At 71.4% G+C, this 26,238-nt stretch carries 22 protein-coding genes and 1 pseudogene; 1 reads left to right on the forward strand and 22 read right to left on the reverse strand.

From position 1 onward, the window contains the following. Positions 1-2,253 (forward strand): ATP-binding protein, encoded by a 2,253-nt coding sequence (locus AUL35_RS15805; protein ID WP_062016448.1) that lies wholly within the window; start codon positions 1-3, stop codon positions 2,251-2,253. Here the strand turns inward: AUL35_RS15805 and AUL35_RS15810 are convergent. The 22 genes and pseudogenes from AUL35_RS15810 to AUL35_RS15910 all read right to left on the reverse strand — a co-directional run bounded on the left by AUL35_RS15810 (position 2,250) and on the right by AUL35_RS15910 (position 26,225). Next, positions 2,250-5,177: a bifunctional [glutamine synthetase] adenylyltransferase/[glutamine synthetase]-adenylyl-L-tyrosine phosphorylase gene (locus AUL35_RS15810; protein WP_062016526.1), complete on the reverse strand. Its 2,928-nt coding sequence runs from the start codon at positions 5,175-5,177 to the stop codon at positions 2,250-2,252. The genes AUL35_RS15805 and AUL35_RS15810 overlap by 4 nt on opposite strands. Then, the gene (locus tag AUL35_RS15815; RefSeq protein ID WP_062016450.1) at positions 5,155-6,585 is read right to left on the reverse strand and encodes a HAMP domain-containing sensor histidine kinase; all 1,431 of its coding nucleotides are present in this window, start codon (positions 6,583-6,585) and stop codon (positions 5,155-5,157) included. Before AUL35_RS15815 ends, AUL35_RS15810 begins: the two co-directional genes overlap by 23 nt. A 22-nt stretch (positions 6,586-6,607) precedes the next feature. Continuing rightward, complete coding sequence (locus AUL35_RS15820) at positions 6,608-7,291, reverse strand: response regulator transcription factor (protein WP_062016451.1); 684 nt, start codon at positions 7,289-7,291, stop codon at positions 6,608-6,610. Between the two features lie 155 nt (positions 7,292-7,446). Further along, positions 7,447-8,967, reverse strand: a complete 1,521-nt coding sequence (locus tag AUL35_RS15825; protein WP_062016453.1) for a Do family serine endopeptidase — start codon at positions 8,965-8,967, stop codon at positions 7,447-7,449. 128 nt (positions 8,968-9,095) lie between these two features. Next, a complete protein-coding gene (locus AUL35_RS15830) occupies positions 9,096-9,779 on the reverse strand; it encodes an ABC transporter ATP-binding protein (protein WP_062016455.1) in 684 nt (227 codons plus the stop codon). Next, positions 9,772-10,998 carry an ABC transporter permease gene (locus tag AUL35_RS15835; RefSeq protein WP_062016457.1) on the reverse strand — a complete coding sequence of 409 codons (1,227 nt, stop codon included), beginning with the start codon at positions 10,996-10,998 and terminating at the stop codon, positions 9,772-9,774. The genes AUL35_RS15830 and AUL35_RS15835 overlap by 8 nt, the downstream gene beginning before the upstream one ends. Continuing rightward, positions 10,991-12,196, reverse strand: a complete 1,206-nt coding sequence (locus AUL35_RS15840; RefSeq protein ID WP_202814284.1) for an efflux RND transporter periplasmic adaptor subunit — start codon at positions 12,194-12,196, stop codon at positions 10,991-10,993. The genes AUL35_RS15835 and AUL35_RS15840 overlap by 8 nt, the downstream gene beginning before the upstream one ends. A 213-nt stretch (positions 12,197-12,409) precedes the next feature. Next, complete coding sequence (locus AUL35_RS15845) at positions 12,410-12,868, reverse strand: cytochrome c-type biogenesis protein (RefSeq protein ID WP_062016461.1); 459 nt, start codon at positions 12,866-12,868, stop codon at positions 12,410-12,412. A 9-nt stretch (positions 12,869-12,877) separates the two neighbouring features. After that, on the reverse strand, positions 12,878-14,863 hold the full coding sequence (locus AUL35_RS15850) for a heme lyase CcmF/NrfE family subunit (RefSeq protein WP_062016463.1): 1,986 nt from the start codon (positions 14,861-14,863) through the stop codon (positions 12,878-12,880). Beyond that, positions 14,860-15,345: a cytochrome c maturation protein CcmE gene (ccmE, locus tag AUL35_RS15855; RefSeq protein WP_062016465.1), complete on the reverse strand. Its 486-nt coding sequence runs from the start codon at positions 15,343-15,345 to the stop codon at positions 14,860-14,862. The genes AUL35_RS15850 and ccmE overlap by 4 nt, the downstream gene beginning before the upstream one ends. After that, a complete protein-coding gene (gene ccmI, locus AUL35_RS15860; protein WP_062016466.1) occupies positions 15,342-16,481 on the reverse strand; it encodes a c-type cytochrome biogenesis protein CcmI in 1,140 nt (379 codons plus the stop codon). Before ccmI ends, ccmE begins: the two co-directional genes overlap by 4 nt. Positions 16,482-16,568: 87 nt before the next feature. Further along, positions 16,569-16,985 (reverse strand): hypothetical protein, encoded by a 417-nt coding sequence (locus AUL35_RS15865; RefSeq protein WP_156418026.1) that lies wholly within the window; start codon positions 16,983-16,985, stop codon positions 16,569-16,571. A 55-nt stretch (positions 16,986-17,040) separates the two neighbouring features. Then, the gene (locus AUL35_RS15870; RefSeq protein WP_062016470.1) at positions 17,041-18,438 is read right to left on the reverse strand and encodes a HAMP domain-containing sensor histidine kinase; all 1,398 of its coding nucleotides are present in this window, start codon (positions 18,436-18,438) and stop codon (positions 17,041-17,043) included. Continuing rightward, positions 18,435-19,106 (reverse strand): response regulator transcription factor, encoded by a 672-nt coding sequence (locus tag AUL35_RS15875; protein ID WP_062016472.1) that lies wholly within the window; start codon positions 19,104-19,106, stop codon positions 18,435-18,437. Before AUL35_RS15875 ends, AUL35_RS15870 begins: the two co-directional genes overlap by 4 nt. Positions 19,107-19,143: 37 nt before the next feature. Beyond that, positions 19,144-19,455 (reverse strand): hypothetical protein, encoded by a 312-nt coding sequence (locus tag AUL35_RS15880; RefSeq protein WP_062016474.1) that lies wholly within the window; start codon positions 19,453-19,455, stop codon positions 19,144-19,146. A 109-nt stretch (positions 19,456-19,564) separates the two neighbouring features. Further along, positions 19,565-19,768: a hypothetical protein gene (locus AUL35_RS15885; RefSeq protein WP_062016476.1), complete on the reverse strand. Its 204-nt coding sequence runs from the start codon at positions 19,766-19,768 to the stop codon at positions 19,565-19,567. A 31-nt stretch (positions 19,769-19,799) separates the two neighbouring features. After that, positions 19,800-21,374 carry a phage tail protein gene (locus AUL35_RS22945; RefSeq protein ID WP_280137345.1) on the reverse strand — a complete coding sequence of 525 codons (1,575 nt, stop codon included), beginning with the start codon at positions 21,372-21,374 and terminating at the stop codon, positions 19,800-19,802. Positions 21,375-21,503: 129 nt separating this feature from the next. After that, positions 21,504-23,687, reverse strand: a pseudogene (locus AUL35_RS23150) (glycoside hydrolase TIM-barrel-like domain-containing protein); the annotation flags it as partial. 6 nt (positions 23,688-23,693) lie between these two features. Further along, positions 23,694-24,134, reverse strand: coding sequence for an NlpC/P60 family protein (locus tag AUL35_RS15895; RefSeq protein ID WP_062016478.1), 441 nt, complete (start codon positions 24,132-24,134; stop codon positions 23,694-23,696). After that, a complete protein-coding gene (locus tag AUL35_RS15900) occupies positions 24,131-25,012 on the reverse strand; it encodes a DUF2163 domain-containing protein (RefSeq protein WP_062016480.1) in 882 nt (293 codons plus the stop codon). Before AUL35_RS15900 ends, AUL35_RS15895 begins: the two co-directional genes overlap by 4 nt. Next, positions 25,009-25,644 (reverse strand): DUF2460 domain-containing protein, encoded by a 636-nt coding sequence (locus tag AUL35_RS15905; RefSeq protein WP_062016482.1) that lies wholly within the window; start codon positions 25,642-25,644, stop codon positions 25,009-25,011. Before AUL35_RS15905 ends, AUL35_RS15900 begins: the two co-directional genes overlap by 4 nt. Before the next feature lie 2 nt (positions 25,645-25,646). Next, complete coding sequence (locus tag AUL35_RS15910; protein WP_156418033.1) at positions 25,647-26,225, reverse strand: phage tail tape measure protein; 579 nt, start codon at positions 26,223-26,225, stop codon at positions 25,647-25,649. Positions 26,226-26,238: the final 13 nt, after the last annotated feature.

Here is a 26,238-nt window from a genome sequence, read left to right on the forward strand (position 1 = left end):
ATGTCCCGGTTCCGGCTGGACACGGCCCGGCTCGGCGAGTTCGAGCCGATGCTCCGCTTGGCTCTTCCCTATTTCGTGGTGCTGTTTCTCGGCGTGCTGGCGCTGAGCTGGGTCGTCGCCCTCGTCGAGGAGCGCGGTGCGATCGAGGATCGCGCGCAGGCCGAGCTGCGCCTTGCCGCCAGCCTCGTGCGGGCCGAGGACGCGGCCCTTGCCGACGGCCTACCGGCGGCCGAGCGTGCCGACGCGCTGATGGCCAACGTCCTGTCGAGCTTCCTCCACGACAGGCGCATGATGGGTCTCGTGCTCGACCCGACCGGCCGGGTCCTGTCGGCGACGCCGGACGCCGAGCGGATGATCGGCGAGGACGTCGACCGGCTGGTCGGCAACTCCCAGCCGCTCATGGTGTTCGGCGAGCGCGCCGGCGTTCTGCCCGTGCTCTTCGAGCGCGAACCGGCGATGGCCGCCGCCGCCCGCCTCGGCGGCACGCTCGGCAGCGTGCTTCTCCTGCGCGACGAGGCTTCGCTCTACGGCGGCTGGCGCCGCTCCGTCTCGATCAGCGTCACGCTCTACTGCCTGACGAGCCTCGTCTTGCTGGCCATCCTGGTCGCCTACTTCCGGCAGGCGACGCAGGCGAGCCAGGCGAGCCGCCTCCTGATGGACCAGCACCAGCGCGTCGACACCGCGCTCTCGCGCGGTCGCTGCGGCCTCTGGGACTGGGATCTGGCGCGCGGGCGCATGTACTGGTCGCGCTCCATGTACGAGATCCTCGGCATGGAGCCACGCGACGACGTCCTGTCCTTCGGCGAGGTCGCGGCCCTCCTTCATCCCGAGGACGGCTCGTTCTTCGAGTTCGCCCGGCAGGTCGCGACCGCGCAGGGCGGCAATATCGAACGCTCCTTCCGCATGCGCCGCGCCGACGGCCAGTTCCTCTGGCTGCGCGCCCGCGCCGAGATCGTGCGCAACAACAACAACGAGATCCACCTGATCGGCGTCGCGGTCGACGTCAGCGAGAACCACATCCTCGCGCAGATGACCGACGAGGCGACGACCCGCCTACAGAACGCGGTCGAGAACATCTCCGAGAGCTTCGTTCTGTGGGACGCCGACCACCGGCTGGTCCTGTGCAACTCGAAGTACCAGGAGGTCTTCGGGCTGACCGACGCGGACGTGCGGCCCGGCACGGTCTTCGGCGAGGTGCGCGCCAAGGCGCGGCGCCCGATCGAGGAGCGCAAGCTGACCTCGCCCTCCTTCGTGCTCGGCGAGCGCGCCACCGAGACGCGTCTGGCCGACGGCCGCTGGCTTCAGGTCTCCGAGCGCACGCTCGCCGACGGCAGCCACGTGTCGATCGGCACCGACATCACCCAGCTCAAGGTCCACCAGGAGCGCCTGTCGGATTCCGAGCGACGTCTGATGGTGACGATCGCCGACCTCTCCAGCGCCCGCCGCGACGCCGAGGCCAAGGCCCGCCAGCTGACCGAGCTCAACCGCAACTTCCTGATCGAGAAGGAGCGGGCCGAGAGCGCCAACCAGGCCAAGACGACCTTCCTCGCCAACATGAGCCACGAGCTGCGCACGCCGCTCAACGCCATCATCGGCTTCTCGGAGATCATGCGCGACGGCTCGTTCGGCCCGATCGGCAACGGCAAGTACACCGAATACGCCGCCGATATCCACCAGAGCGGCCACTACCTCCTGAAGCTCATCAACGACATTCTCGACATGTCGAAGATCGAGGCGGGTCGCATGGTGCTCGCCAACGAGCGCGTCGACCTGCCCGCCATCGTCCACGAGACCACCAAGATCGTCGAGGTCATGGCCGAGCGGAAGCGCATCACCATGCGGGTCCATTGCGCACACGACCTGCCCTTGGCCGGTGATCGCCGGGCCACGAAGCAGATCCTTCTCAACCTCATCGCCAACGCGGTGAAGTTCACGAACCCCGGCGGCATGGTGGACCTGCGCCTGCGCCAGGTCGGCGACCGCGCGCTGGTGACGATCCGCGACAACGGCATCGGCATCCCGCGACAGGCGCTGCGCAGCCTCGGGCGTCCGTTCGAGCAGGTCGAGAACGAGCTGACGCGCACCAACAAGGGTACGGGCCTCGGCCTTGCCATCGCCCGCTCGCTGATCGAGCTGCAGGGCGGCGCGCTGCGCATCGCCTCCGAGCCCGGCAAGGGCACGGTCGTGTCGCTCCGCCTCCCATGCGCGGCGGCCGACTGCGCGACGCCCGCCGAGATCCGCCGCGCGGCCTAGCCGAGCTTCGGGTCGAACGGCAGGAGCGCGGAAAACATCTCGCGCACCGCCCGCGCCGTGTCGCCGACCTCGGTCTCGATAGCGGCCGGTTCGGCCAGGTCGAGCGCAGAAGCGATGCGCCGCGCAAGGCCGAGCGGCAGGTCCGCCACCCGGTTCGCGGTTCCCGTTCCCAGTCGCAGAAGCTGCATCAGCCGCGTCATGCGGTCCATCGCGTCGCTCGGGTCGAGGCCGAGCCCGGCGCGGTCCTCCGGCCGCAGATGGCGCAGCACCTCCGCCGTCGGGCGTCCGATGGCCTCCAGCGGCGCGCGCCCCGTCAGGATCGCCCATTGCGCGAGGAATTCGAGGTCCGTCAGCCCTCCGGCGAGGCGCTTGAGATCGAGGACGCCGCGCGGGGGCTTCTGCACGTCGAGCCGGGCGCGCATGTCGGCCACGTCGTCCGAGAGGAGCGGGTCTGCGCGGTGGGTCTCGATCGCCTCGCGCACGGCGGCCACGATCTCCGCCGCGAGCGCCGCGTCGCCGGCCACCGGGTGCGAGCGCGTGAGCGCCATGCGCTCCCAGGTCCAGGCCTCGGCCTGATAGCGCCGGAAGGCATCGACATGGGTCGCGAGCGGGCCCTTGTTGCCGGACGGGCGAAGGCGGAAGTCGACCGCGTAGAGCACGCCTTCGGCCATGGGCGCCGAGAGCGCGGCGATGAGCCGTTGGGTGAGGCGCATGTAGTAGGTCGAGACCGCGAGCGGGCGCTCGCCGTCGCTCTCATCGGCGCCCTCGTCGTGGTCGTAGAGGAGCATCAGGTCGATGTCGGAGCTGGCCGTCAGCTCGCGCGAGCCGAGCCGGCCGAGGCCGAGAACCGCGACCCGCCCGCCCGGAACCTTGCCGTGAACCCGCGCGAACTCGGCCTGCACGGCTTCGAGGACCGCCTCGATCACCACTTCCGCCAGAACCGTGAAGGCCGCGCCCGCCGCGGGACCCTCGATCGCGCCCGACAGAAGCCGGACGCCGATCAGGAACCGCCCCTCGGAGGCGAAGATGCGCAGGCGTACGAGGCGATCCTCGAGCGAGGTCGCCTCGGCGAGAAAGGCATGGAGTTGCGCGCGTCGCGCCTCCGCGCTCGGCATGTCGCGGAAGAAGGCGGGTTCGAGCAGGGCGTCGAAGACGTGGGGCCGCGCGGTGATGGTGCGGCCAAGCTCGGGGGCCGAGGTCACAATCAGCGCCAGTAGGTCGAGAAGGCGCGGGTTGGAGGCGATCAGCGAGAAGAACTGGAGCCCGGCGGGAAGTGCGGCAAGGAAGCGATCGAACTCTGCGAGCGCGGCGTCCGGGTCGGGTGCCGCCGCGAAGCTCTCGAGGAGACGCGGCAGGACCTGGGCCAGCGGCTCGCGCGCCGCTTCCGAGCGCGTCGCGCGCAGACGCCCCTCCGTCCAGCCGCCGAGGATGCGCGCCATGTCGGCCGGTCGGCGATACCCGAGCCCGGCCAGCCGCTCGCGCGTCCGCTCGTCGTCGCCGTAGCTCTCCGTCGCCTCGTCCTCGCGCCCGTCCGAGAACAGCGCCGAGAAGCGCCATTCGACACGCCGCAGGTGGTTGGTGAGCTCCGCCGAGAAGCTCGCGGCATCGGGATGGTTGCAGAGACGCGCGACGGTCTCGAGCCCCTGAGCGCTCTCGGGCAGCGTATGGGTCTGCTCGTCGGCGATCATCTGCACGGCGTGTTCGGCGCGGCGCAGGAACCAGTAGGCGCGGGTCATCTCCTCAGCGACCTCGGCGTCGATCCAGTCGCTCGCCGCCAGCTGCGCCAGCGCCTCGTCGGTGCGCCGCATGCGCAGGCGCGGCGACCGGCCGCCCGCGATCAGCTGCTGGGCCTGCGCGAAGAATTCGATCTCGCGGATGCCGCCGCGTCCGAGCTTCAGGTTGTGGCCGGCGACCTCGATGCCGGTGAAGCCGCGATGCTGGTCGATGCGCGCCTTCATGTGACGGATGTCGCGGATCGCCACGAAGTCGAGATAGCGCCGCCAGACGAAGGGCGTCACCTCGCGCAGGAACCCCTCGCCCGCCTCGCGGTCGCCGGCGACGACGCGCGCCTTGATCATCGCGGCGCGCTCCCAGTCGCGGCCGGAGCCCTCGTAGTAGACGAGCGCGGCCGGCAGCGGGATGGCGAGCGGCATGGCGGAGGGGTCGGGCCGCAGCCGCAGATCGGTGCGGAAGACGTAGCCCTCGCGCGTGCGCTCGCCGATCATGCGCACGAGGCGGCGCGCGAGCTTTCCGAAGGTCTCGACGCTTTCCGACGTGTCGAGGACGGCCGGCGCGCCGGGGTCGAAGAAGAGAATGAGGTCGATATCCGAGGAGTAGTTCAGCTCCCCCCCGCCGAGCTTGCCCATGCCGAGCACGAAGAGGCCGAGCCCCTGCTCCGGATCGGCCCGGTCGGGAAGCCGCAACGCGCCGCGCCGGTCGAGGTCGAGCGCGAGGAAGCGCACCGCATGGCCGACGGTCGCATCGGCAAGCGCCGAGAGATCGCGGCAGGTCTCGTCGGGCGTCGCCGCGCCGAAAAGATCGCGAAGCGCGACGAGGAGCGCCCCTTCCGCCTTGGCACGGCGAAGGTGCGCCATGACCTCGCCCTCGCTTGCGCCGTCGCCGACCGGCGCGTTCAGGTTCCCGACGATGGCCCGCACGCGCGCGCCGGCCTCCTCTTCGAAGAGAAGATCCAACCATTCGGGATGGGCCAGCGCGATCGAGAAGAGATGGGGCGAGAGCGACCAAACGGCCGCAAGGCGGGGGTCGCAGCGCTTCGACCGCAGCCACGCCGCCAGACGTTCGCATCCCGCCTCGCCGGCGCGCTCGGCGAGCTCGGCGCCTCGCCGCGCGGCCAGATCCGCGTCGAGAGCGTCCAGCGGCAGCGTGCCGCCGATCCGCAGGCTAGGCGCTGCCCCGCTCGCCATCTCCATCTGATCCCTCGCCCTCGCCAGCCGGAAAGCTCAGCGTCACCACGAGGCCGGGCCCCGCGTCGCTCAAGCTCATGGTCCCGTCATGGATGCGCGCGATGGCCTGCACAAGGGACAGGCCGAGGCCGGAACCGGGCTTCGTGCGGCTTTCGTCGAGCCGGTAGAAGCGCTCCAGCACGCGATCGCGCTTGTCCTCCGGAATGCCCGGCCCGTTGTCGGCGACCGACAGCTCGACGCGCTCGCCCAGCCGACGCACGCGCACGCGCACCTCCAGCGGACGCTCCGCCGTCTCGCCGTATTTCAGCGCGTTGTCGATGAGATTGGAGACGGCCTGCGCGATCAGCTCGCGGCTCACCACGGCCGGCAGCGGGCTGATCGCCTCCACGTCGAGGCGTCCCCCGTCATCCTCCACCAGGGGCTCGTAGAGTTCCGCCACGCCGGCCACGAGCTCCGCCAGATCGACCCGATTCTTGATCGCGGGATGCGAGCCTGCCTCGACGCGGCTGATCATCAGGAGCGCGTCGAACGTGCGGATCATGTTGTCGGCCTCCGCCATCGCGCCTTCCAGCGCCTGTCGCGACTGACGCTCGTCGGCGCCACCCGAGAGGCCGGCCTCGACCCGGTTTCTCAGGCGCGTCAGCGGCGTCTTCAGGTCGTGGGCGATATTGTCGGAAACCTGCCGCAGCCCTTCCTGAAGGAGCGCGATACGGGCCAGCATCATGTTGAGGTTGGCTGAAAGCCGGTCGAACTCGTCGCCCGAGCCGTCCACCGGCAGGCGCTCGTGGAGATCTCCGGCCATGATGCGGGCGGTCGAGGCCGACATGCGGTTCAGGCGCCGCAGGGCCGTGCGGCCGACGAGGACCCAGGCCGCGAGCGCGCCCACCGTCATGAGGACGAGCGCCAGGATGACCGCGTTGCGCACCACGAGGCGGATGCGCTCGAGGTCCGAGACGTCGCGGCCGACAAGGACGCGCATCCCGTTCGACAGCGTCAGCACCTCTGCGACGGCCGTGTGGACGCGGTCCGTCTCGTTCTCGGAATAGCGGGCATAGCCGAAGGCGCGCTGGGTGAAGCCGGGATCGTCGAGCGTGCCCGGCTGGATGCTCTCGACGTTGCCGGCCAGGATGCGGCCCGACGCGTCGGACACGAGATAGAGCGAGGCGCCGGGCCGGCGCGAGCGGCGGTCGATCGATCGCACGAGCCCGACGATGCCCGCGCCCTCGTAGATCTGGTTGAGCTCGGTGATCTCCTCGGCGATCGTCGCGCGGCTCTGCGACTGCAGGAGCGTCTGCGCCGTCGAGGTCACGTAGAGAAGCAGAACCGCCGCGAACACGGCGAAGAGCAGGAGGAACACCGCCGAAAGCCGGACGGCGGTGATCCGCATCAGGTCGCGCAGCCGCGTCATGGTCCGGCGCCCGGTCGCCCGGTCACGCCCCCTCGCCGGCCTTCATGATGTAGCCGGAACCCCGCACGGTGTGGAGCAGCGGCTCGCCGAAGTCGCGCTCGATCTTGGAGCGCAGGCGCGAGATGTGGACGTCGATGACGTTGGTCTGCGGGTCGAAGTGGTAGTCCCAGACGTTCTCGAGCAGCATGGTGCGCGTGACGACCTGACCCGCGTGCTTCATCAGGTATTCGAGAAGCCGGAACTCGCGCGGCTGGAGGAGGATGCTCTTGCCCGCGCGGCGCACCTCGTGGCTGAGACGGTCGAGCTCGAGGTCGCCGACCTGGTACTGCATCTCGACGTCGCGAGAGCCCCGCCGCCGGCCCAGCACCTCGACGCGCGCGAGAAGCTCCGACATCGCATAGGGCTTGGAGAGATAGTCGTCGCCGCCGGCGCGAAGGCCGGTGACACGGTCGTCCACCTGCCCGAGCGCCGAGAGGATCAGCGCGGGCGTCGCGTTCTTCTTTTCGCGCAGGCCCGCGATCACCGACAGGCCGTCGCGTTCCGGCAGCATCCGGTCGACCACGAGCACGTCGTAGTTCTGCGTATCGGCCATGTGGAAGCCGGTCTCGCCGTCGGCCGCATGGTCGGCCTGATGCCCGGCCTCCTTGAAGGCCTTCACGAGGTAGGAAGCGGCTTCCCGGTCGTCTTCGATGATGAGGATGCGCATGGCTGAGGATGTAGGGGAAACGGCGGCCAGCGTCATCTGATCCTCCGGCGTTCGAGGGACTGGATCTCAAAAAAGGGGCGGCGAACCCACCGGCTCGCCGCCCCGACACCTTCGGGGGATCCCGCGCCCTCGACCGGCGCGGGATCGTCGTCCGATCAGCTGCCGGCGATAGGCAGCGCGACGAAGCGGTTCTGGTCGCCCTGGCGCAGCTGGAACAGGGCGGCCTTGCGGCCCGAGTCCTTGGCGGCCTTGATGGCGTCCTGCACCTCGCGCTGCGAGTTCACGCTCTTGCCGTTCACGGCCACGATCGTGTCGCCGGCCGAGACGCCGCGCGTGGCGGCCTCGGAGTCCGGGTCGACGTCGGTGACGACCACCCCGTTGCCCTCGTCGGAGGGCGTCAGCGTCAGGCCGTAGCCCTGCAGCGAGGACGGGTTCACCGGCACGCGGCTGTTGCCATTGCTCGCGTTCGAGGCCTCGTCGAGCGAGGCGATATTGCCGAGCGCGACCTTGACGTCCTTGGCCGACCCCGAGCGCCAGAGCGTGACGTCGATCGTCGTGCCGGGACGGTAGGCCGCCACCTTGCGGGCGAGGTCGCGCGGTCCGTCCACCGTCTCGCCGTTGACGGCGGTGATGACGTCGCCGGTCTGGATGCCGGCCTTGGTGGCGGGCGTCTCGTTGTCGGGCAGCGTGACGATGGCGCCCTTCTCGTTGGCGAGGCCCACGGCTTCCGCGATGTCCTTGGTCACCGGAGCGATCTGGACGCCGAGCCAGCCGCGCTGGACGTTGCCGTTCTCGCGCAGCGACTGCACCACGGACTGGGCGGTCGAGGCGGGGATGGCGAAGCCGATGCCGACCGAGCCGCCCGAGGGCGAGAAGATCGCCGTGTTGATGCCGATCACCTGACCCTGCTGGTTGAAGGCGGGGCCGCCCGAGTTGCCGCGGTTCACCGGCGCGTCGATCTGGATGAAGTCATCGTAGGGGCCCGCGCCGATGTCGCGGCCGCGCGCCGAGACGATGCCCGCCGTCACAGAGCCGCCGAGGCCGAAGGGATTGCCGACCGCGATCACCCAGTCGCCGACCCGCACCTTGGCGTCGTCCGCAAAGCTCACATAGGTGAACTTCTGGTTCTTGGCGTCGACCTTCAGAAGCGCGAGATCGGTGCGCGGGTCGGTGCCGATCAGCTTGGCGTCGTACTCGGTGCCGTCGTTCAGGACGACCGTGTACTGCGTTCCGCCGTCGACCACGTGGTTGTTGGTCACGACGTAGCCGTCGTCGGAGATGAAGAAGCCCGACCCCTGAGCCATGCCGCCGTCACGCGGCGTGCGGCGCTGGGGACCGCGCTGGCCCGGCTGCCCTTGGCCGTTCGGGCCCTCGAAGAAGCGGCGGAGCGGATGGCCCTCGGGCAGCGAGTCGAAGGGCGAGGCGCCGCTGTTGCCGTCGTCGGCGGCGGGCCGCACGGCCTCCTTCACGCGCACCGACACGACGGCGGGCGACACCTTCTCGACGACGTTGGCGAAGCCGAAGCTTTCGGCGGCGGGCGCCACCTGGACGGCCTGGGCAAAGCTCGGGGCGGTCGTGGCGACGACGCCGCCGGAGAAGGCGAGGCCCGCGACGCCGGCCGCGAGCGCTGCGGCGGAAAGGCGGCGCTTCGTCTTGGATAGGGTCTGGATGCTCATGATGACCTCGTTCGATGGGTTCGGTCGGGCGGGGTGCCGCTCTGTCCGTGACCCGGAACGTAGGGATCGTCACCTTACGGCAATCCTTCGATGGCATGAAACCTTGGTAAGGTGCCCGATAACCGCGTTTACGGCACGACTCGGCCGTCCACGATCTGGATCGTGCGGTCGCAGCGGCGCGCCAGATCCATGTTGTGGGTCACGAGGAGAAAGGTCGTGCCCCGCTCCTTGTTGACCGAGCGCATGAGCTCGAAGACGCCCTCGGCCGACTTCGTGTCGAGATTGCCGGTCGGCTCGTCGGCCAGGACGATGGCGGGATCGACCGCGAGCGCGCGAGCGATGGCGACACGCTGCTGCTGCCCGCCCGACATGGTGTTCGCCCGGCTGTCCGCAAACGGGGAAAGCTGCACCTGGTCGATGAGCCGCTCGGCGGTCCGGCGCATCTCGCTGTTGGCGAAGCCGCGCCGGACGAGAAGCGGCAACATGACGTTCTCCAGCGCCGTGAAGGCCGAGATGAGGTGATGGTACTGGAAGACGAAGCCGATGCTTTGCCCGCGAAGGGTGGTCAAGGCGGCCTCGTCGAGACCGCCGGTGTCCTGCCCGTCGATGCGCAGCGAGCCGCCGCTCGGGCGGTCGAGCAGGCCGATGATGTTGAGGAGCGTGCTCTTGCCCGAACCGCTCGGGCCGATCACGGCGCAGAACTCGCCCGTCGCGACCGTGATGTCGATTCCGTGCAGAACCTCCGTCTCGGACGGCGTTCCGACGTTGTAGGCCTTGCGGATGCCTTGAAGAAGGAGAACGGCCTCAGCCACGGATCGCCACCACCGGATCGAGACGCGCCGCGCGCAGGGCCGGCACCATCGCCGCGAGCACGCCGCAGACGGTCGCGAGAAGGCTGGCCATCGCAAAAAGGCTCGTCTGGATGTCGATCGAGAAGAACGGCGTCCCGTCGGGGTTTCGGGCAAGGATCTGCCAGACGCTCAGGAAGAGCCGCGCCAGGGCCGATCCGAAGAAAGAGCCCGCCAGGCCGAGCAGGCCGCCCTGGACGAGAAAGACGCGCATGATCTGCCCGCGCGAGGCGCCCATGGCGCGCAGGATGCCGATCTCGCGCGAGCGCTGCACGACGGAGACGACCAGCACGCTCGCGATGCCGAGCGCCACCGAGAGCGCGACCGAGGCCCTGATCGTCGCGCTCGACACGTTCTGGCTGCGGATGGCGGTGAAGAACTGGCTGTTGGTGCGGATCCAGCTGTCCGCCTGGACGGGCCGGACGGCGGCGAGCTCGTCGGCGATCCCGTTGGCCACGTAGGGGTCCTTGAGCGTCAGGTCGATGCTGGACACCTCGCCCACCAGGCCCAGAAGACCCTGCGCCGTGTTCAGCGTGCCGATCACGATGCGCTCGTTGAAGCCCTTGTTGCCAAGGTCGAAGATGCCGGCGACATTCAGGGTCTCGGCCATACCCTCCGCCGTGCGCAGGAGCACCTTGTCGGCCACCCGGATGCCGAGGTCCTCCGACAGGTCCTTGCCGATCAGCATGTCGCGGCTCGTCAGGTGCGCGGTGCCCACGACCATCTGATCGGGCATGGTCACGAAGCGGAAATACTGATCCGGCTCGACACCCTGGAAGGTGACGGTGCGCGAGGCCGCGCCCCGGATCACGAAGACGGAGCCCGACGCCATCGGCGAGATGACGTCGACGCCCGGCGTCGCGCGCAGGAGCGCGGCCAGCTTGCGCCACTGGTCGACGGTGATGTGGCGCTGCGGCCGGCTCTGGACGAGGCGCACGAAGCGGACGCCATCCTTCGTCCTGACGGGCCGGGACGCGTCCTTCTGGGGCAGGACGACGACCTGGGCCTGCGTGCTCAGGACACGGTTCAGGAAGTTCGCCTGAACGCCGGCCAGCAGCGCCGACATGAACACGATGACGCCGACGCCGACCGCGACGCCGACGACGATCAGCAGCGTCTGGACGAGCCCCTCGCGCAGGAAGCGCACGGCGGCGATGAGCTCGAAGGGAAGATGCTCACGCACCGGTCCGCACCCGCAAGCGCTGGCCGTCGGCAAGGTTCGTGCCAAGCCCTCGGACGACCGTTTCGCCGGGCGCGAGGCCGCCAAGCACCTCCAGCGCCGCGTCGCCCCTCAGGCCCGGCCGTATCGTGCGGCGGTGGAGCACCCCGTCCTGCGCCACCAGCACCCACGGGTTCGGCCCCGCGACGTCGTGGACATCGCCGAGATCGACCGTGACGGCGTCGGTCTTGCGATTCGTCTCGATCTCGGCCGAGACGGTCATGTCCTGCCGGAGGTAGGCGGGCGGGTTCGGCACGTCGAGCTTGACGAGAACCGAACCGCTCTGGGCGTTCACCGCAGGGTTGATGTAGCCGACCGTCGCCGCGAAGACCTGTGCCGGATAGGCGTCGGCCGCGATGGCGGCGGTCTCGCCGAGCCGGAGAAGGCCGAGGTTCTGCTCGTCGATCTGCACCACGATCTGCGTCTCGCCGGCGGGCGCAAGCACCATCAGCGTCTCGCCCGGCTGCACCGTGTCCCCCAGCTCGACATTGCGGGTGATCAGCGTGCCGTCGCGCGAGGCCCGGATCTGGCTGTCGCGCAGCACGGTCCGCGCCGCCTCGAGCTGCGCCTTCATCTGCTCGACGAGGCTCTGCGCGACGCGGAAGTCCATGCCGCCCGGCCGGTTGGTCTCGACCTGAAGCTCGGCGGCGCGCAACTGGGAGCCAGCGACGTCGAGAGCGCGCTTGTCGTCGTCGAGGGTCGCGGTGGTGGCGACGCCGTGGCGCGAAAGGTCGAGCGTCCGACGATAGGTGGCCTCGGCGTTGACCAGCGCCGCCTCGGCCTGACGCCTTGCCTCCTCCGCGAGCGGCGCGGCCACGTTGCGCAGTTGCTCGAGCTTCGCTTGCGCCTGCGCGACCGCCGTCCCGGCGGTGGCGACGGCCGTTCGGGCCTGCGCGTCGTCCAGCTGGATCAGGAGATCGCCGGCCTTCACGGCCTGCCCCTCCTCCACCGGCACGCCGGCCACGACGCCGATGATCTTCGAGCCGACGTCGATCCGGAACGGCGTCTGCACGAGGCCGCTTGTGACAACGGTCTGGACGATGTCCCGGCGCACGACCGTCGTGACCGGGACGACGGGGCCCAGGAACCAGGGAACGGTGAAATAGGCGATGCCGCCGCCCACGAGGACGAGGGCCACGATCCAGCCCATGCGCCTGCGCAACCAAGCGAGCGGCCCTTGGGCGGACTTTTCGGCCTGGGTGTCCGGCCATCGTAGCGCATGTGTGACCGACATCGCGAACGCCCGATGCGGGCCGCGACGGCGGGCATGGAATGGGAAGCCTCGCCGTGGCCTGCAGCTGCCGACGCTAGGAAGCGGGCGGCGCCCGGCCTTGATCCCGATCAGACGCCCGGCGTTTGTCGCACGAGGCGGTCGTCAGGCGTCCTCAGCCGTCAGGCGCCGGAGTTCGCGCTCCTCGGCTTCGCTCAAGGGTTCCGTCTCCATCGCCCTCGCGCGACGCCGCGCGCTCCAGGCGAGGACGCCGCCGAAGACGAGAAGCACCGCCGGCGTGCCCCAGAGCGCGATCGTCTCCCATTCGAGGCGCGGGCGTAGCAGCACGAACTGGCCGTAGCGCGCGACGAGATAGTCGCGCACGCCCTCGTCGCTGTCGCCCGCCTGGAGCCGCTGGCGCACGAGGACGCGCAGGTCCTTGGCAAGGGGCGCGTCGGAATCGTCGATCGACTGGTTCTGGCAGACCATGCAGCGCAGCTCGGCCGAGATCGTGCGCGCCCGCGCCTCCAGCGCCGGGTCGGGCAGGATCTCGTCGGGCTGGACCGCGAGCGCGGGGCCGCCGAGTGCAACAGCAAGCGCGAGTGCGGCAAGGCGGCGACGCATGTCCGCGCCCTACTCCGCCGGCACCGGTGCGGGCGGGCGGCGCGAGCGGGCCGGCGCGCCGACGCGCAGGCGGCGATCGCTGAGCGAGGCGAAGCCGCCGAGCGCCATCAGAACGGCGCCGAGCCAGATCAGCGTGATCAGCGGCTTGGTCCAGATGCGGACCACGGTCGCCCCGCCGTTCGCCGCGCTGTCGCCGAGCGCGATGTAGACCTGGCTGAAGAAGCGGGTGTGGATGCCGGCTTCGGTGGTCGGCATCTGGCGCACGGGATAGAAGCGTCGCGCCGTCTCCAGCGCGGTCACCTCGCCGTTCGGGCGGATCAGGGTGAAGCGCCCGACATCCTCGCGGTAGTTCGGTCCCTCGCGCGGGGTCATGCCCTCGAAGCGCACGGTGATGCCGTCCGCCACGACGCTCGCACCGGGCACCATGGTCGTCACCGTCTCGGTCTCGAAGCTGTTCACCGCCACGACGCCGAGCATCGTCGCGCCGAGGCCGGCATGGGCGAGAGCCGTGCCGAAAGCCGAGCGCGGCAGGCCGCGAAAGCGCGACCACGCGGTGCCGAGAGGCACGCGGCCAAGGCCCGCGCGGCTCGCGAGATCGACGAGGCTTCCCGCGATCACCCAGACCGCGAGGCCGAAGCCCAGCGCGGCCAGGATGCGCAGTCCCTGCGTGACGGCGAGAACCGCGAGCATCGCCGCCATCGCCATGCCGACCGCCACATAGAGGCGCTGCGCGGCGGCCAGAAGGTCCCCGCGCTTCCAGGCGAGGAACGGCCCGAAGGGCACCGCCAGCAGCAGCGGCACCATGAGGGGGCCGAAGGTCAGGTTGAAGAAGGGCGCGCCGACCGAGATCTTGGTGCCGGTCACCACCTCCAGCGCCAGCGGGTAGAGCGTGCCGACGAGAACCGTGGCGGCGGCGGTCGACAGGAACAGGTTGTTGAAGACCAGCGCGCCCTCTCGGCTGATCGGCGCGAAGATCGAGCCAGCCTCCAGCGCCTGCGCCCGCCAGGCGAAGAGCGACAGCGAGCCGCCGATGAAGACGCACAGGATGCCGAGGATGAAGACGCCGCGCTCGGGGTCCACCGCGAAGGCATGGACCGAGGTCAGAACGCCGGAGCGCACGAGGAACGTCCCGAGCAACGAGAGCGAGAAGGTCAGGATCGCCAGAAGCACGGTCCAGATCTTCAGCGCCGAGCGCTTCTCCATGACGAGCGCCGAGTGAAGCAGCGCCGTGCCTGAGAGCCAGGGCATGAAGGAGGCGTTCTCGACCGGGTCCCAGAACCACCAGCCGCCCCAGCCGAGCTCGTAATAGGCCCAGTAGGAACCCATTGCGATGCCCGCCGTGAGGAAGGCCCAGGCGAGCAGGGTCCAAGGCCGCACCCAGCGCGCCCAGGCTGCATCGATGCGCCCGTCGATCAGCGCCGCGACCGCGAAGGAGAACGAGATCGAGAAGCCGACATAGCCGAGGTAGAGAAGCGGCGGGTGGATCGCGAGCCCGATGTCCTGGAGGATCGGGTTGAGGTCGTTGCCCTCCGGCGGCGCCGGAACCGAGCGCAGGAAGGGGTTCGAGGTCAGCAGGATGAAGAGGAGGAAGGCCGTCTGGATCCAAGCCTGGACGCCGAGCACGTTGGCCTTCAGCGTCGGCGGCAGGTCGCGGCCGAAGAGGGCCACCGTCGAGCCGAAGAGCGACAGGATGAGCACCCAGAGGAGCATGGAGCCCTCGTGGTTCCCCCAGACGCCGGTGATCTTGTAGAGGAGCGGCTTCAGCGAATGGCTGTTCTCGACGACGTTCACGACCGAGAAGTCGGATACGACATAGGCGTGGGTCAGCGCCGCGAAGCTCAGCGCCAGAAGCAGGAAGCCCGCCACCGAGCTCGCCGACCCCGTCGCCATCAGACGCTCGTCCCTCAACCGCGCGCCCACGGGCGGCAGGACTGACTGAACGAGCGAGAGCGCCAGCGCGAGCACCAGCGCGAAGTGGCCGATCTCGACGCTCACATGCCCGCTCCGTTCGGCGCGGTCGGCGCGTTGGCGCCCGCCATGACCTCGCCCTCCTTCCAGATGCCGCGACGCTTCATGTCGTCGACGACCTCCTTGGGCATGTAGGTTTCGTCGTGCTTGGCGAGCACGGTGTCGGCCCGGAAGACGTGGTCCGCCCCGACCGTCCCCTCCGCCACGACGCCCTGCCCCTCGCGGAAGAGGTCCGGCAGCAGCCCGGCATAGGTCACCTCGACGCTTTCCACCGTGTCGGTCACGCGGAAGCGCACCGGAGCGCCGTCGGCGCGGGCGACCGAGCCCGCCTCGACGATCCCGCCGAGCCGCAGCCGCTGGCCGGAGCCCGGCTGGTGCGAGAGGATGTCGGTCGGCGAAGCGAAATAGGCGACGCTGTCGGACAGCGCGGTCAGCACCAGCCCGCCGGCCGCTCCGACGACGGCGAGGATGGCGGCGAGCGAGAGGGCGCGCTTCTGTTTGCGGGTCATGGCGTCGATACCGGTCCGGAGGCGTCGAGGCCGAGCGCTGATGCGGCCTCGGCCACCGTCATACGCCCGGGCGACCCTTGCGGAAAGACGTCGAGCGCGCGCCGCAGCGCCGCGCCGGCGCGCTCGCGCTGGCCGAGAACCACGTAGGAGCGCATGAGCCGGGCCCAGCCATCGGGGTCGTCGGGCGTGGATTCGAGGCGGCTGGCGAGCTGCGCCACCATGCCTTCGATCATCGCGCCACTATCCTGCGTCGACAGCGAGGCCGCCGCCTCGACATCGGCAGCGGTCGGCCCGCTCGAGGGAGCGGACGACGCGGCTCGCGCATCGGCGAGCGCCGCTTCCGCGACAGGCCGGAACGGCGCGTCGGCCGGCGCATCCGCCAGCAGCGCATCCCAGGCGACGGCGGCTTCGGCATTCTGGCCGCTCTGGGATAGCGCGAGGGCGAGATAGAAGCGCGCGGCCGGCAGGCCCGGCTGGAGCTCCAGCGCGCGGCGGAAGGTCGCCTGCGCCTCAGGCGAGACCTCGCCGCCCGCCGCCTGCACCATCGCCTCGCCAAGGCCGGCCTGGTTCTGCGGCGTCTCGCCGGAAAGGCGGATCACGTTGCGATAGGCGTTGGCGGCCTTGGCCCCCTCGCCCATGCGCAGATACACGGGCGCCACGACGCTCCAGCCCTCCGCGTCGTCCGGCCGATCGGCGAGGCGCTGCTCGATCAGGCCGACGATCGCGGCCACGCTCGGCCGCTTGGCTTCAAGGTCGCGCGAGGCGAGCGGCTGGTCGCCGATCTCCGGGGTGCCGGTGCGGTCGTAGAACACGAACGCGCCGAGCGGCAGGAGCAGCGCCACGACGAGGGCAGCCAGAACCGGACGCCGCGAGGCGATGGCGGGCTTGGCGGCGGCCGTCTCGGCACGCAGGAGCCGGCGGCCGATCTCGGCCCGTGCGCCGGCCGCGTCGGCCGGCGCGATCGCGCCCCGCTCGACATCTCCCGCCAGCTCGCGCAGCTGCGCGCGGAACACCTCGCGGTCGTAGGCCTCGCGCGTGTCGGCCTGTGCGCCGTCGGGCGTCCGGCGCAGGAGCGGAAGGACGATCGCGGCGGTGACAATCAGCGTGAGAAGCGCGGCGAGGAGCCAGAAGAGCATGAACGGTCCGAAGGGTCAGGCCGCCCGTCTGCCCTTTCGGGGCGGCGACATCAAGGCGAACGGTCTGGTGAGCCGGTCACGCACGCGTCAGGCGACGGGGGTCCACTGGTCCTCGCCCTGCCGGCAGGCGGTGCCGACCTGGCGCACCGTGTTGTCGCCGCGCGTGATCGTATGGGTGAAGCCACGGCAGTCCTGCGATCCGACGCGATAGAGCTGGGTCGGCACGAACTGCCCCCGGAAGCCGTCGGCCTCCCAGCTCACGGGCTGGCCGACCGGCCCGAACTGGAGCGCCTGGTACTCGGCGAGGATCGCCCGTTCCTCGGCCGCGGAGGATAGCTTGATGCGCTGGGTCGATGCGATCGAGCCGCGCAGCGAGGCCGCCCCGGCCGGCAGCGCCACGGGCTGAGAGCCGGTCAGGCGCGGAAGCGAGGTGAGGTTCGCGTTCGCGCAGCCCGCCAGCATCAACGGAACCAGAAGGAGGATCATTGAACGGGCAAGGCGCATGAAACCGGACCGCTGCGGCGCCGCGAGCTCTGGCCGTGGCGCCCTTGAACAACCCTCAGGACATCGGCGTGTCGGGCGCGCGAGGCAAGACGACCTCCGCGCGCAATCCCCCGATTTCGGCGCGCGCGAGGCGAAAGTCGCCGCGGTATTGCAGAACGGTATCAGTCACGATCGACAGTCCGAGCCCGCTTCCCGCCACGCGCTCGTCGAGCCGCGCGCCGCGCCGCAGCGCCTCGGCCCGCTGCGGCTCCGACAGGCCGGGACCGTCGTCCTCGATCGCGATCAGGAGGTGGTCGGCGTCGAGCAGCCGGAGCTCCGCGCGAATTCGGCTGCGGCCGTATTTCGCGGCGTTCTCCAAGAGGTTGCCGACGATCTCCTCGAGGTCCTGCGCCTCGCCGGCGAAGACCGCGCGGCCGGCGCCCTCCGCGTCGAGCTCGACCTCGGTACCCGGCGAAAGGCGTGCGATGACGCGCATCGAGCGCTCCAGAACGGGAAGCGCGGGCGTTCGCGCCACGGCGAGCCCCGCAAGGGCGGCCACGCGAGCCCGGTCGAGATAGTGCTGCACCTGGAGGCGCATCGCCTCGGTCTGCTCGGCGACGAGGCGTCCGCGCTCGCCGCCGATGGCGTCCGCCTCGTTGCGCAGGACCGCGATCGGCGTCTTCAGCGAATGCGCGAGGTTGCCGACCTGCGTGCGCGCCCGCTCCACGATGCGACGGTTGGAATCGATCAGGAGGTTCATCTCGGTCGCCAGCGGCCTGATCTCGGCGGGAAACGATCCCGGCAACCGGTCAGCCCGTCCCTCGCGCACCTCGGCGAGCGACCGGCGCACGCCGATCAGCGGATGAAGGCCGGTGAGGATCGCGAGCGCGTTGATGACGATCGAGCCGAGACCGAACACGCCGAGATAAAGGCCGAGCCGCCGGTTGAAGGCGGCGACGTCGCCGTCCACGACGCTGGCATTGCCCATGACGCGGAAGCGCGCGGCGTGGTTGTCGCCGTCGAGCACGACCTCCGCCTCCTCGACGTAGAGCATCTCGCCGTTGAGGCCCGTGGTGCGGTAGTCGCGCCGGTACTGGCCGTCGAACGGGCGCTCGCGCTCGCTCGGGGCCTCGATCCGGCCCGGCCCGAGCGAGAAGGACGAGAGGCGCCCGTCCGTGTTGGCGCTGGCGGGCAGTACCTCCCAGTACCAGCCCGAGAGGGGCTGCGAGTATTCGAGGTCGCCGAGGTCGGGCACGCCCACCAGCCCGCCGTCCTCGTTCACGGTCACGGCGTTGATGAGGTTGAAGAGCTGCGCGCGCACCACGGCCTGGAAGCCCGACTGCGCGGTGCGCTCGTAGAGCGAGGAGATGAGCGTGCCGACGACGAGGAAGGCGGCGATCGCCCAGAGGCTCGACAGGCCGATGACGCGGGCCGCCAGGCTCTCGGTCGGACGGAAGCGCGTCGGCCCGATCACGAGGCGTCCGCACCCCCGTTCATGCGGTAGCCGAGGCCGCGCACGGTCTCGATGAGATCGAGGCCGATCTTGCGGCGCAGCCGGCCGACGAAGACCTCGATCGTGTTGGAATCGCGGTCGAAGTCCTGGTCGTACATGTGCTCGGTCAGCTCCGAGCGCGACACGATCTCGCCCTGGTGGTGCATGAGGTAGCTGAGGAGACGGTACTCGTGCGAGGTGAGCTTCAGCACCTGCCCGTTCAGCGTGGCGCGCGAGGTGCGCGTGTCGAGCCGCAGCGGTCCGCACAGGATCTCCGACGAAGCGTGCCCGGCCGCGCGGCGAATCAGGGCGCGCAGGCGCGCCAGCACCTCCTCCATGTGGAAGGGCTTGGCGACGTAGTCGTCCGCGCCCGCGTCGATGCCGGCCACCTTGTCGCTCCAGCGGTCGCGCGCCGTGAGCAGGAGGACGGGCATCGCGCGTCCCTCGCGGCGCCAGCGCTCCAGGACGCTGATGCCGTCCATCTTCGGCAGGCCGACGTCGAGCACCACGGCGTCGTAGGGCTCGGTGTCGCCGAGGAAGTGCCCCTCCTCGCCGTCGCCCGCGCGGTCGACGACATAGCCGGCGCCTTCCAGCGCCTCGGCCAGCTGGCGGTTGAGGTTCGGGTCGTCCTCGACGATCAGGATGCGCATGAAACGGGTCCGCCCTTCAGGGTCTCGCGCGGGAGCGTTACTGCTCGATCGTGATGGTCTGACGGCGCGGCCGGTTGCCGTCCTGTGCGGGTATCAGGACGGTCACGACGCAGACCGTCCGGCCGCCCCGGTTGGCGGTCTGGACCGACAGGACCTGTCCGCCGGACTGCTGGGCCGCCTCGCGAGCGGCACCCGAGCAGCCTCCTTGCGCCACCTGAATGCCGATCTCGCGGCCGGGAACCGCCTCGTCCATCCCTCGAGGACCGACATGCAGAGCCTCTGCCGCGGTCGCCGGCATCAGGAGCAGCGCGGCGAGCGCGAGCGGGCGAGAGGTCGAGGGGCGCGTCATCGGTGATCCATTCCAGCAGTCCCCCGAACGCTAGCAACCCGTCGCTGAATGTCCAATGAATGGCGGGCGTTCCGCCCGGGAACGCCCGCCCTCCTGACGCAGCCGTGACCTAGCGCAGCGTCTCGCGCGCGGCAAACCGGCCCCAGATCGCGACCAGCGCGCCCGCCGCGCCCGCCAGCGCCGTCAGGGCGCCGACGGCCTCCTCGCTGGAGGCGGCATCCAGATGAACGCCCGTCATGCCGGCGAGCGCGCCCGCGAGAGCCACGACCGCGCCCCAGACCTTCCGGGATTTCCACCAGTCCTTCTCGTCCATACCCGTCTCCATCCTCGTTCGCGGAGCGGCGTCATGCCGCCCCCACCTCCACGGTCCGGGCCTCGCCCGGACCGACCGCCGCGCCGATCTGCGCGACCGATACCGCGAGGCGGCCGGACGCTTCCGCACCCAGCCCCGCCTCGATCTCCTCCCGTGCGACGACGCGGGCGGGCGTTGTGGTCTCCACGACCATCTCCCGGCCGCCTGGCGTGAGAAGGCGCACGCGATAGCGCTCCGTCGCCTCGCCGAGCGCGATCTCCTCGTCGAAGGGATCGAGCGGGGCGCGGCTGCGGCGGATCCAGCGGACGGAAAGGCCTCCCGCCTGTCTTCGGGCGCGCAGGTGAACCGGCGCGAGCGGCAGAAGCGCGCGACGGCCGAGCGCGAGGGTTTCGCGAACCACCGCCCCGTCGTCGAGCGCGCGCCCCGCCGGGGCGACGAGCCAGTCGAGCGCCGCGCCGGTCTCGCTTTCGGCGAGCGGAACCGGCACGCAGCGCTCGTCGAGAAGCACGAAGCGCGCGCCGGCTGCCGCCGCGGATCCGCCGGTGGCGCCGCGCCCACGCACGAGGCCCGCCAGACGGAAGCGATTCGGCGCCACCTCCTCCGCCTCGCGGAACTGCAGCACTTCCCAGCGCCCCTCGGCGCTCTCCACGGCGGCAAGGTTCGCGCCCGCCAGGAGCCGCGCCGCGTCGATCGACTGGAGCGCGCCGCCCGCCAGATCCACGAGGATGCGGTTCGTCCGGTCGAGACAGCTCTCGCCGCCGGCGCCCAGCGGCTCGACCAGCCGTCCCATCGCGGCCGGCTGCGACACGCGAAGGCGCGGGCGCATGTCGCCGCCGCCGCGCGAGACGAGTACCTCGCAGGGCACGAAGGGCCGGGCCGCGAGAGCGACGCGCGGCCCTTCGCCGTCCGGCAGGAGGCCGAGCGTGGGAAGATCGAGGAAGGCGGCAAGCGGGCGCGAGGGAAAGGCCGGCCCGCCTGACACGGGTCCCGCCGGGGGCATCCGCCCCCCGCCGTCGCCGAGCGCCGGGGCGAACGCCGCTCGCCGCGCCTCGACGCGCCGCATCAGCTCGTCCTCGATCCGCTCGACGCTCCAGACGCCCGCCTCGCCCGCGATGCGCAGCTCGTCGCCCGGCACGACCTCGAGGCGGGCGGGAGAGAGCGCGAAGCTCGCGGTCTCGCCGGTTCCGGCCAAGCGACGCAGGAGCCCGGCGGCGAGCCGTCGCGCCGCGTCCTCGCCCAGCGTCAGCGGCAGTTCCACCATCTCCTGCCGGGGCCGGTCCGCCTCTCCGCGCACGGCGTCGGCGACGCCCGGCTGATAGGCGCGCGCCGGATCGCTGTAGGCGAGGACGAGTTCGCCGGGCCGGTCGCGCTCCTCCGCGCGCCGCCGCTCAACGAGCGGCCCCCCGTCCTCCTCCGCGACCGCGTCGATCTCGTGAACGGCACGCACGCGGTCCACCGAGCGAAGGCGCAGCACGCCGTCCACCTGCGCCGCCTCGACGCCGCATACGCGCATCAGCTCCTCGATCTGCGCGCGCGCGCTGCCGGGCGTGGCCAGCAGGAAGCCGCCGACCACCCCCTCGACACCGGAGGCGTCCACCGTCGTCACGCCATGGTCGGCGAGAAGCGCGACCAGAAGTTCGCGCAAGGGTGCGGCGCCGAGCCGCCCGCTCAGCCAGTGCCCCCGCTCCCAGTTCGCGCCGTCGCGCCATACGTCCCGGGCCGCCGGGAAGGCGGGATAGGGTCGCGCGTCCCAGCACCAGAGATGGATCGCGTCCGGTGGCACCATGCGCTCGCCGGTGAGCGGCGAGAGGGGATTGTCGCTCTCGCGAAAGCCCGGCGCGGCCGGGTCCCAGCGCCGGAGGTGAGCGTCCAGAAAGGCGCGCTGCGCCGCGTCGTCGCGGTGCCCGGCCGAAAACCAGGGGAAAGCGCTTTCCGCCGACTTGGGGTCCAGGAACACGTTCGGCCGGTTCGCGCCCCGTTCGATCGCCGGGCAACCGAGCTCGGTGAACCAGATGGGCTTCGAGCGCGGCATCCAGGCCGTGTCGGCGGCCATCTCCTGCCCGCCGCGCCGTTCACGATGTCGGTTCTCCCACCACGAGCGGATGTCCTTGGCGCGAAACACCCAGGGCTTGCCGAGGCCGTCCGTGATCGCCGTGCGCCGACGCGCGCGCCGGTCGGCCTCGTCGCGGTAGAACCAATCGAACCACTCGCCCGCCGCGATGCCTTCGCCGAGCGCCGCCTCGTCCAGCGCCGAGGCCGCCCCGTCGGGCGAGGTGCCCTCCGCGTCCTCGTCACGCCAGTCGAGAAGCGGGAGGTAGTTGTCGATGCCGACCGCCCCGATCGCCGGATCGGCCCAGAGCGGGTCGAGGTTGAAGAAGACGTCGCCCAAGCCGTCCGCCGGCTGGAAGCCGAAATACTCGCTCCAGTCCGCCGCATAGGTCACGGTCGCCTCCGGCAGAACCGCCTTCACGTCGCGCGCCAGCGCCACCATCGCCTACACGAAGGGAAAGCGGTCGCGCTCGTCGCGAAGCCGCGTGAGGCCCACCATCTCCGAGCCGATCACGAAGGCGTCCACACCGCCCGCCAGCCGCGCCAGATGGGCTTGATGCAGCACCATGCGCCGCAGGCTCCACTCGGCGGGCCCGCGGTAGCGCACGCGCCCGGCCTCTAGCCGGAAGTCTGAGGGCGCGGCGCGACCGACGAAGCGCTCGACCTCGGTCCTCGCCCCGGCGGTCCGGTCCGCCGAACCCGGTCGTCCGGGCGCGACGTCCAGCGTCATGCGCCCGCGCCAGGGATAGCTGGCCTGCGCCGCCTCGCCATAGGGATCCGCCAGCGCGTTGCCGGCCGGCACGTCCATCAGGAGAAAGGGATAGAGCGTGACCTTCAGTCCGCGCGCCCTGAGATCGAGGATCGCGCGCACGACGCCCGCGTCCGAGGGCGTCCCGCCATAGGCCGGTCCACCGTCCGCCTGGCTGACGAGGTAGGCCCCGTCCCGTCCGGTCTCACCGACGCGCCACGCTTCCGTCTCGTCCCGCACCGCCGTCTCGACGCCCGGCCGCACCTGCGCCCGCCCCACGCGCAGGTCGTCCGCGAACCAGGCGACCACCAGCGCCGCGCGCTCGAGCCTCGGGCAGAGCGCCGCAAGCTCGTCGATCGAGGCGGTCCAGTCGCTCGCTCCGTGCAGGACGTGCCGGTTCGCGAGACGGTCCTCGCCGAGCCCGATGCGTTCGCGCACCACGACCGGGTCGAGTCCGTGCTCGCTCGCGCCGGGAATCACCGTCACGGCGCGGATGTTCGCCTCCAGCGCGCCGACCGGGCGCACGACCTCGCAGGCGATCTGGGGGATGCGGTTGCCCCAGCGCTCCAGGGCCAGGCGCTCGAACACGACATAGGCGAGGCCGCGATAGGCCGGCGCGTTGCCGCGTCCCTGCCGCGCCTCGATCAGCGGGTCGGGCGCTTGGCCCTCGTCACCGGGGTGGAGGCGCCAGTTGACGAGCGAGAGATCCATCTCCTCGCCGTCCGCCCATATGCGGCGCACGCTTGCCACCGGTCCCTCGCACAGCCCGATCGCGACATTGCCGAAGTAGCTGTAGCTCATGCTTTCGGCGCCGCCGCCGCGCCCGCCCTTGCCGCCCTGCCGCTCGGTGGTCGCGACCTCCTCGAAGCGCGTCGTCCAGATCACCTGTCCGGCGATGCGCGCCGTGCCATAGAGCCGGGGCACCCCCGCTCCCTCGTCGGCCTCGAGAATGCGCGCGGCCCCGAGGCGCGGCCCCTCGCGCCGCGCCGCCCCGCCGAACAGCCGCTTGTCGATTGCCGCGCCGCCGAGCGCCCCGAGCGCGCGGCCCGCCATCGCCCCGAACGGGCCGCCGACGAGACCGCCCGCCACACCGCCCGCAGCCTGGAGAAGGATCGTCGCCATGAGACCTCACGGAAAAAGAAAGCTGCCGCAGATGCGCCGTGCCCAGGCGCCCGCCAGCGGCGAGGACACCACCGCCGCGCCCTCCAGCGCATGGAGGATGCGCGGGCCAGCCGCGTCCGGCTCGTCGAGGATCGCGCAGTGCCGCGCCGGCCGGCCGTCGCGCCAGCGAAAGAGCACGAGATCGCCCGGCCGCGCCTCGCTCGGCGGCAGGGCCGCGAAGTGCCGCCGGGCCGCCTCCGACAGGGGGTCGCCGGCGGAAAGCTCCGCCCAGTCCGCCGCATAGGCCGGCAGCGCCTCGGGCTCCCCGCCGTAGAGCCTGCGCCACACGCCGCGCACGAGGCCCAGACAGTCGCAGCCGACGCCCGCGCGGCTGCCCTGGTGGCGGTAGGGCGTGCCGAGAAAGCGGCGCGCCTCGTGCAGCGCGGCCACGCGTCGGTCGCCCGTCACGGCACCACCGGCGAGCCGTCATGCGCCCCGTCGCGCTTGGCGACCCCGAGCGCCGCGTCGTTGCCCGGCATGTGCGGGAAACCGCGAAAGTTGAGCGCGTTGCGGAAGCGGTCGCGGCAGGTCGCGAACGACCGGTCGCAGCCTGCCAGAAGGCGCAGCGCCGCACCTGGCACGGCGCGCACCCGCGCCTCCGGCTCGGCCAGGGCCAGCCGCCAGTCGCCGGGCGTTTCCGTTTCGGTAAGCCCGGCGAGAAACAGCGTCTCGTTGCCGAGCACCACGCGACCGAGCCCAAAGAGCGCCGCGTCGATCCCGGGTCCGAGCCGCGCCACGAGCCGGCCCTCGCCGCCTTCGACGAGCGTGCCATCGCGGCGCCACGCCGCCGCCGTCAGGTCGACGCCGCAGCGCCGGTCGCCGAGCACGGCATCGCAGCGGCGCCGGTAGGTGCGCCCGTGCACGTCGTCGAGCCGCGCGGCCAGCCCGCGCAGTTCCGCCGAGAATCCGCCCCCCGCGCGCCGGATGGGTCCGAGTTCGGCGACGTCGACGAGGACGTGCAGCGCCGGCTCGCTCCAGTCGACGCGAAACACCTCGATCCGCGCCCCGTCGAAGCCCCCGGCCGCAATGTCCTCCTCGCTCAGCGCATCGCAGGACAGCGCCCCCCCCACCGCCGCCGTGCCGGCGACAAGCCCGGCCGTCCCTTCCGCCTCGCCAGCCGTCCAGCCGCTCGCGGCATGAAACAGCGTCCCATCGAAGCGAAGATCCGCGTCGTGGTCGGTGAAACCCAGCACCGCGCCGTCGCGCCGCGTCAGGCGCCAAGCGCTGGCCAGCGTCGTCGCCGGCTCGCGCAGCCGCTCGGCCAGTCCTGCGGGGAGCTCTCTCATGCGCGCACCTCGACAAGCGGGATGGTCGGAATCTCGCCGGCCTCGAAGGCCGCGAGGTTGATCGCGAGATGGTCGATATCGAAGCGCACCGGCACGTCGAACAGGAAGCCTGCCGTCACGGCGGCGCCGGCTGCGGGCGCCGCGTCGAAGCGCAGCAGGCCGCTCGAGGCGTCGAGCATGAAGCCGGACGCGATCTCCGAGCCCGCGACGGCGACGCGCAGCGTGTCGGCCACGGGCTTTGCGATCGGCCGCTCGTAGCCGCCCTCGCCCATGCCGTAGCGCTTCACGAGCTGGAACGCTGCCTGCTCCCCGTCGCCGATGCCCAGCACCTGGTCGAAGGCCGTCACGGCCAAGCCGAAGCGCGCCGAGGAGTGATCGAACGGGTCGCGGAAGCGGAAGGCGACGAGCCGCCCGCGTCGGGCCTCGAAGAAGTCGAGCACGATCGCAAGGTCGGCCAGGGCCTTCACGCCCGAGCCCGCGTCGTAGCGCCGGGCCGAGTGTCGCGCGCGCTGGTTGCGGTTCTCGAAGCCCGTCGACAGGCGCACGATATCGGTACGCCGCTCCGGGCCGCCGCTCGTGTTGAGACTGAGCCGCAAGGGAAAGCGCTCGTCGCAGAAGGAGGCGATCCGCATCGTCAAAGCCCCCGCTGTCCGCGCAGCGCCGCGCGCGCCAGCATGGCCTGGATCTGCCCCTCGGCGCGGCGAAAGCTCGGCGCGTCCGGTGTCGAGACGTTGAACACCACCGTCGTGGGCCCGCCCCGCGCGCCGCCGCCGCTGGTCGCCACGCCGAGGCTTCCGTCGCTGCCACGCCGGAGCGGCAGGATCGCCTCCGCCCCCGCCTCGCCCATCAAGCCGGCCGCGCCGCCCATCGGAAAGAAGCTTGGCGCCCGCACGACGCCGCCCTTGGCGAAGGGCACGACGCGCTGCGGTGCGGCCGCACCCGCCGCGCCGCCGCCGAGCGCCCCACCGAGGCTGCCGATGAGCCCGTTCAGGAGGTTGCCCGCCAGAGTCCCGACCGGCCGCAGCGCGCTGTCGAGCGCGATCCCGCTGATGCGGGTCGCCAGCTGCTTCAGGACCCCTTCCAGCGACTTGCCGCCGCCGGACGCGTTGCGGAAGGCGCTCGTGAAGGCCGAGCCCAGCGCCCCCGCCCGCAGCTGCAGGTCGCCCATCGCCCGGTCGAAGCCGCGTGTGTCGGCCTCCACCGCGATGCGCATCGTATCCGCGCCG

The organism is Aureimonas sp. AU4, from assembly GCF_001463765.1.
GTDB lineage: Bacteria > Pseudomonadota > Alphaproteobacteria > Rhizobiales > Rhizobiaceae > Aureimonas.

What these genes read in the sequence shown, in the direction of transcription:
- AUL35_RS15805 (WP_062016448.1), top strand. Translation starts at nt 1, where the DNA reads ATGTCCCGGTTCCGGCTGGACACGGCCCGGCTCGGCGAGTTCGAGCCG.
- AUL35_RS15810 (WP_062016526.1), bottom strand. Translation starts at nt 5,177, where the DNA reads ATGGCGAGCGGGGCAGCGCCTAGCCTGCGGATCGGCGGCACGCTGCCG.
- AUL35_RS15815 (WP_062016450.1), bottom strand. Translation starts at nt 6,585, where the DNA reads ATGACGCGGCTGCGCGACCTGATGCGGATCACCGCCGTCCGGCTTTCG.
- AUL35_RS15820 (WP_062016451.1), bottom strand. Translation starts at nt 7,291, where the DNA reads ATGCGCATCCTCATCATCGAAGACGACCGGGAAGCCGCTTCCTACCTC.
- AUL35_RS15825 (WP_062016453.1), bottom strand. Translation starts at nt 8,967, where the DNA reads ATGAGCATCCAGACCCTATCCAAGACGAAGCGCCGCCTTTCCGCCGCA.
- AUL35_RS15845 (WP_062016461.1), bottom strand. Translation starts at nt 12,868, where the DNA reads ATGCGTCGCCGCCTTGCCGCACTCGCGCTTGCTGTTGCACTCGGCGGC.
- ccmE (WP_062016465.1), bottom strand. Translation starts at nt 15,345, where the DNA reads ATGACCCGCAAACAGAAGCGCGCCCTCTCGCTCGCCGCCATCCTCGCC.
- ccmI (WP_062016466.1), bottom strand. Translation starts at nt 16,481, where the DNA reads ATGCTCTTCTGGCTCCTCGCCGCGCTTCTCACGCTGATTGTCACCGCC.
- AUL35_RS15865 (WP_156418026.1), bottom strand. Translation starts at nt 16,985, where the DNA reads ATGCGCCTTGCCCGTTCAATGATCCTCCTTCTGGTTCCGTTGATGCTG.
- AUL35_RS15875 (WP_062016472.1), bottom strand. Translation starts at nt 19,106, where the DNA reads ATGCGCATCCTGATCGTCGAGGACGACCCGAACCTCAACCGCCAGCTG.
- AUL35_RS15880 (WP_062016474.1), bottom strand. Translation starts at nt 19,455, where the DNA reads ATGACGCGCCCCTCGACCTCTCGCCCGCTCGCGCTCGCCGCGCTGCTC.
- AUL35_RS15885 (WP_062016476.1), bottom strand. Translation starts at nt 19,768, where the DNA reads ATGGACGAGAAGGACTGGTGGAAATCCCGGAAGGTCTGGGGCGCGGTC.
- AUL35_RS15900 (WP_062016480.1), bottom strand. Translation starts at nt 25,012, where the DNA reads ATGAGAGAGCTCCCCGCAGGACTGGCCGAGCGGCTGCGCGAGCCGGCG.
- AUL35_RS15905 (WP_062016482.1), bottom strand. Translation starts at nt 25,644, where the DNA reads ATGCGGATCGCCTCCTTCTGCGACGAGCGCTTTCCCTTGCGGCTCAGT.
- AUL35_RS15910 (WP_156418033.1), bottom strand. Translation starts at nt 26,225, where the DNA reads ATGCGCATCGCGGTGGAGGCCGACACACGCGGCTTCGACCGGGCGATG.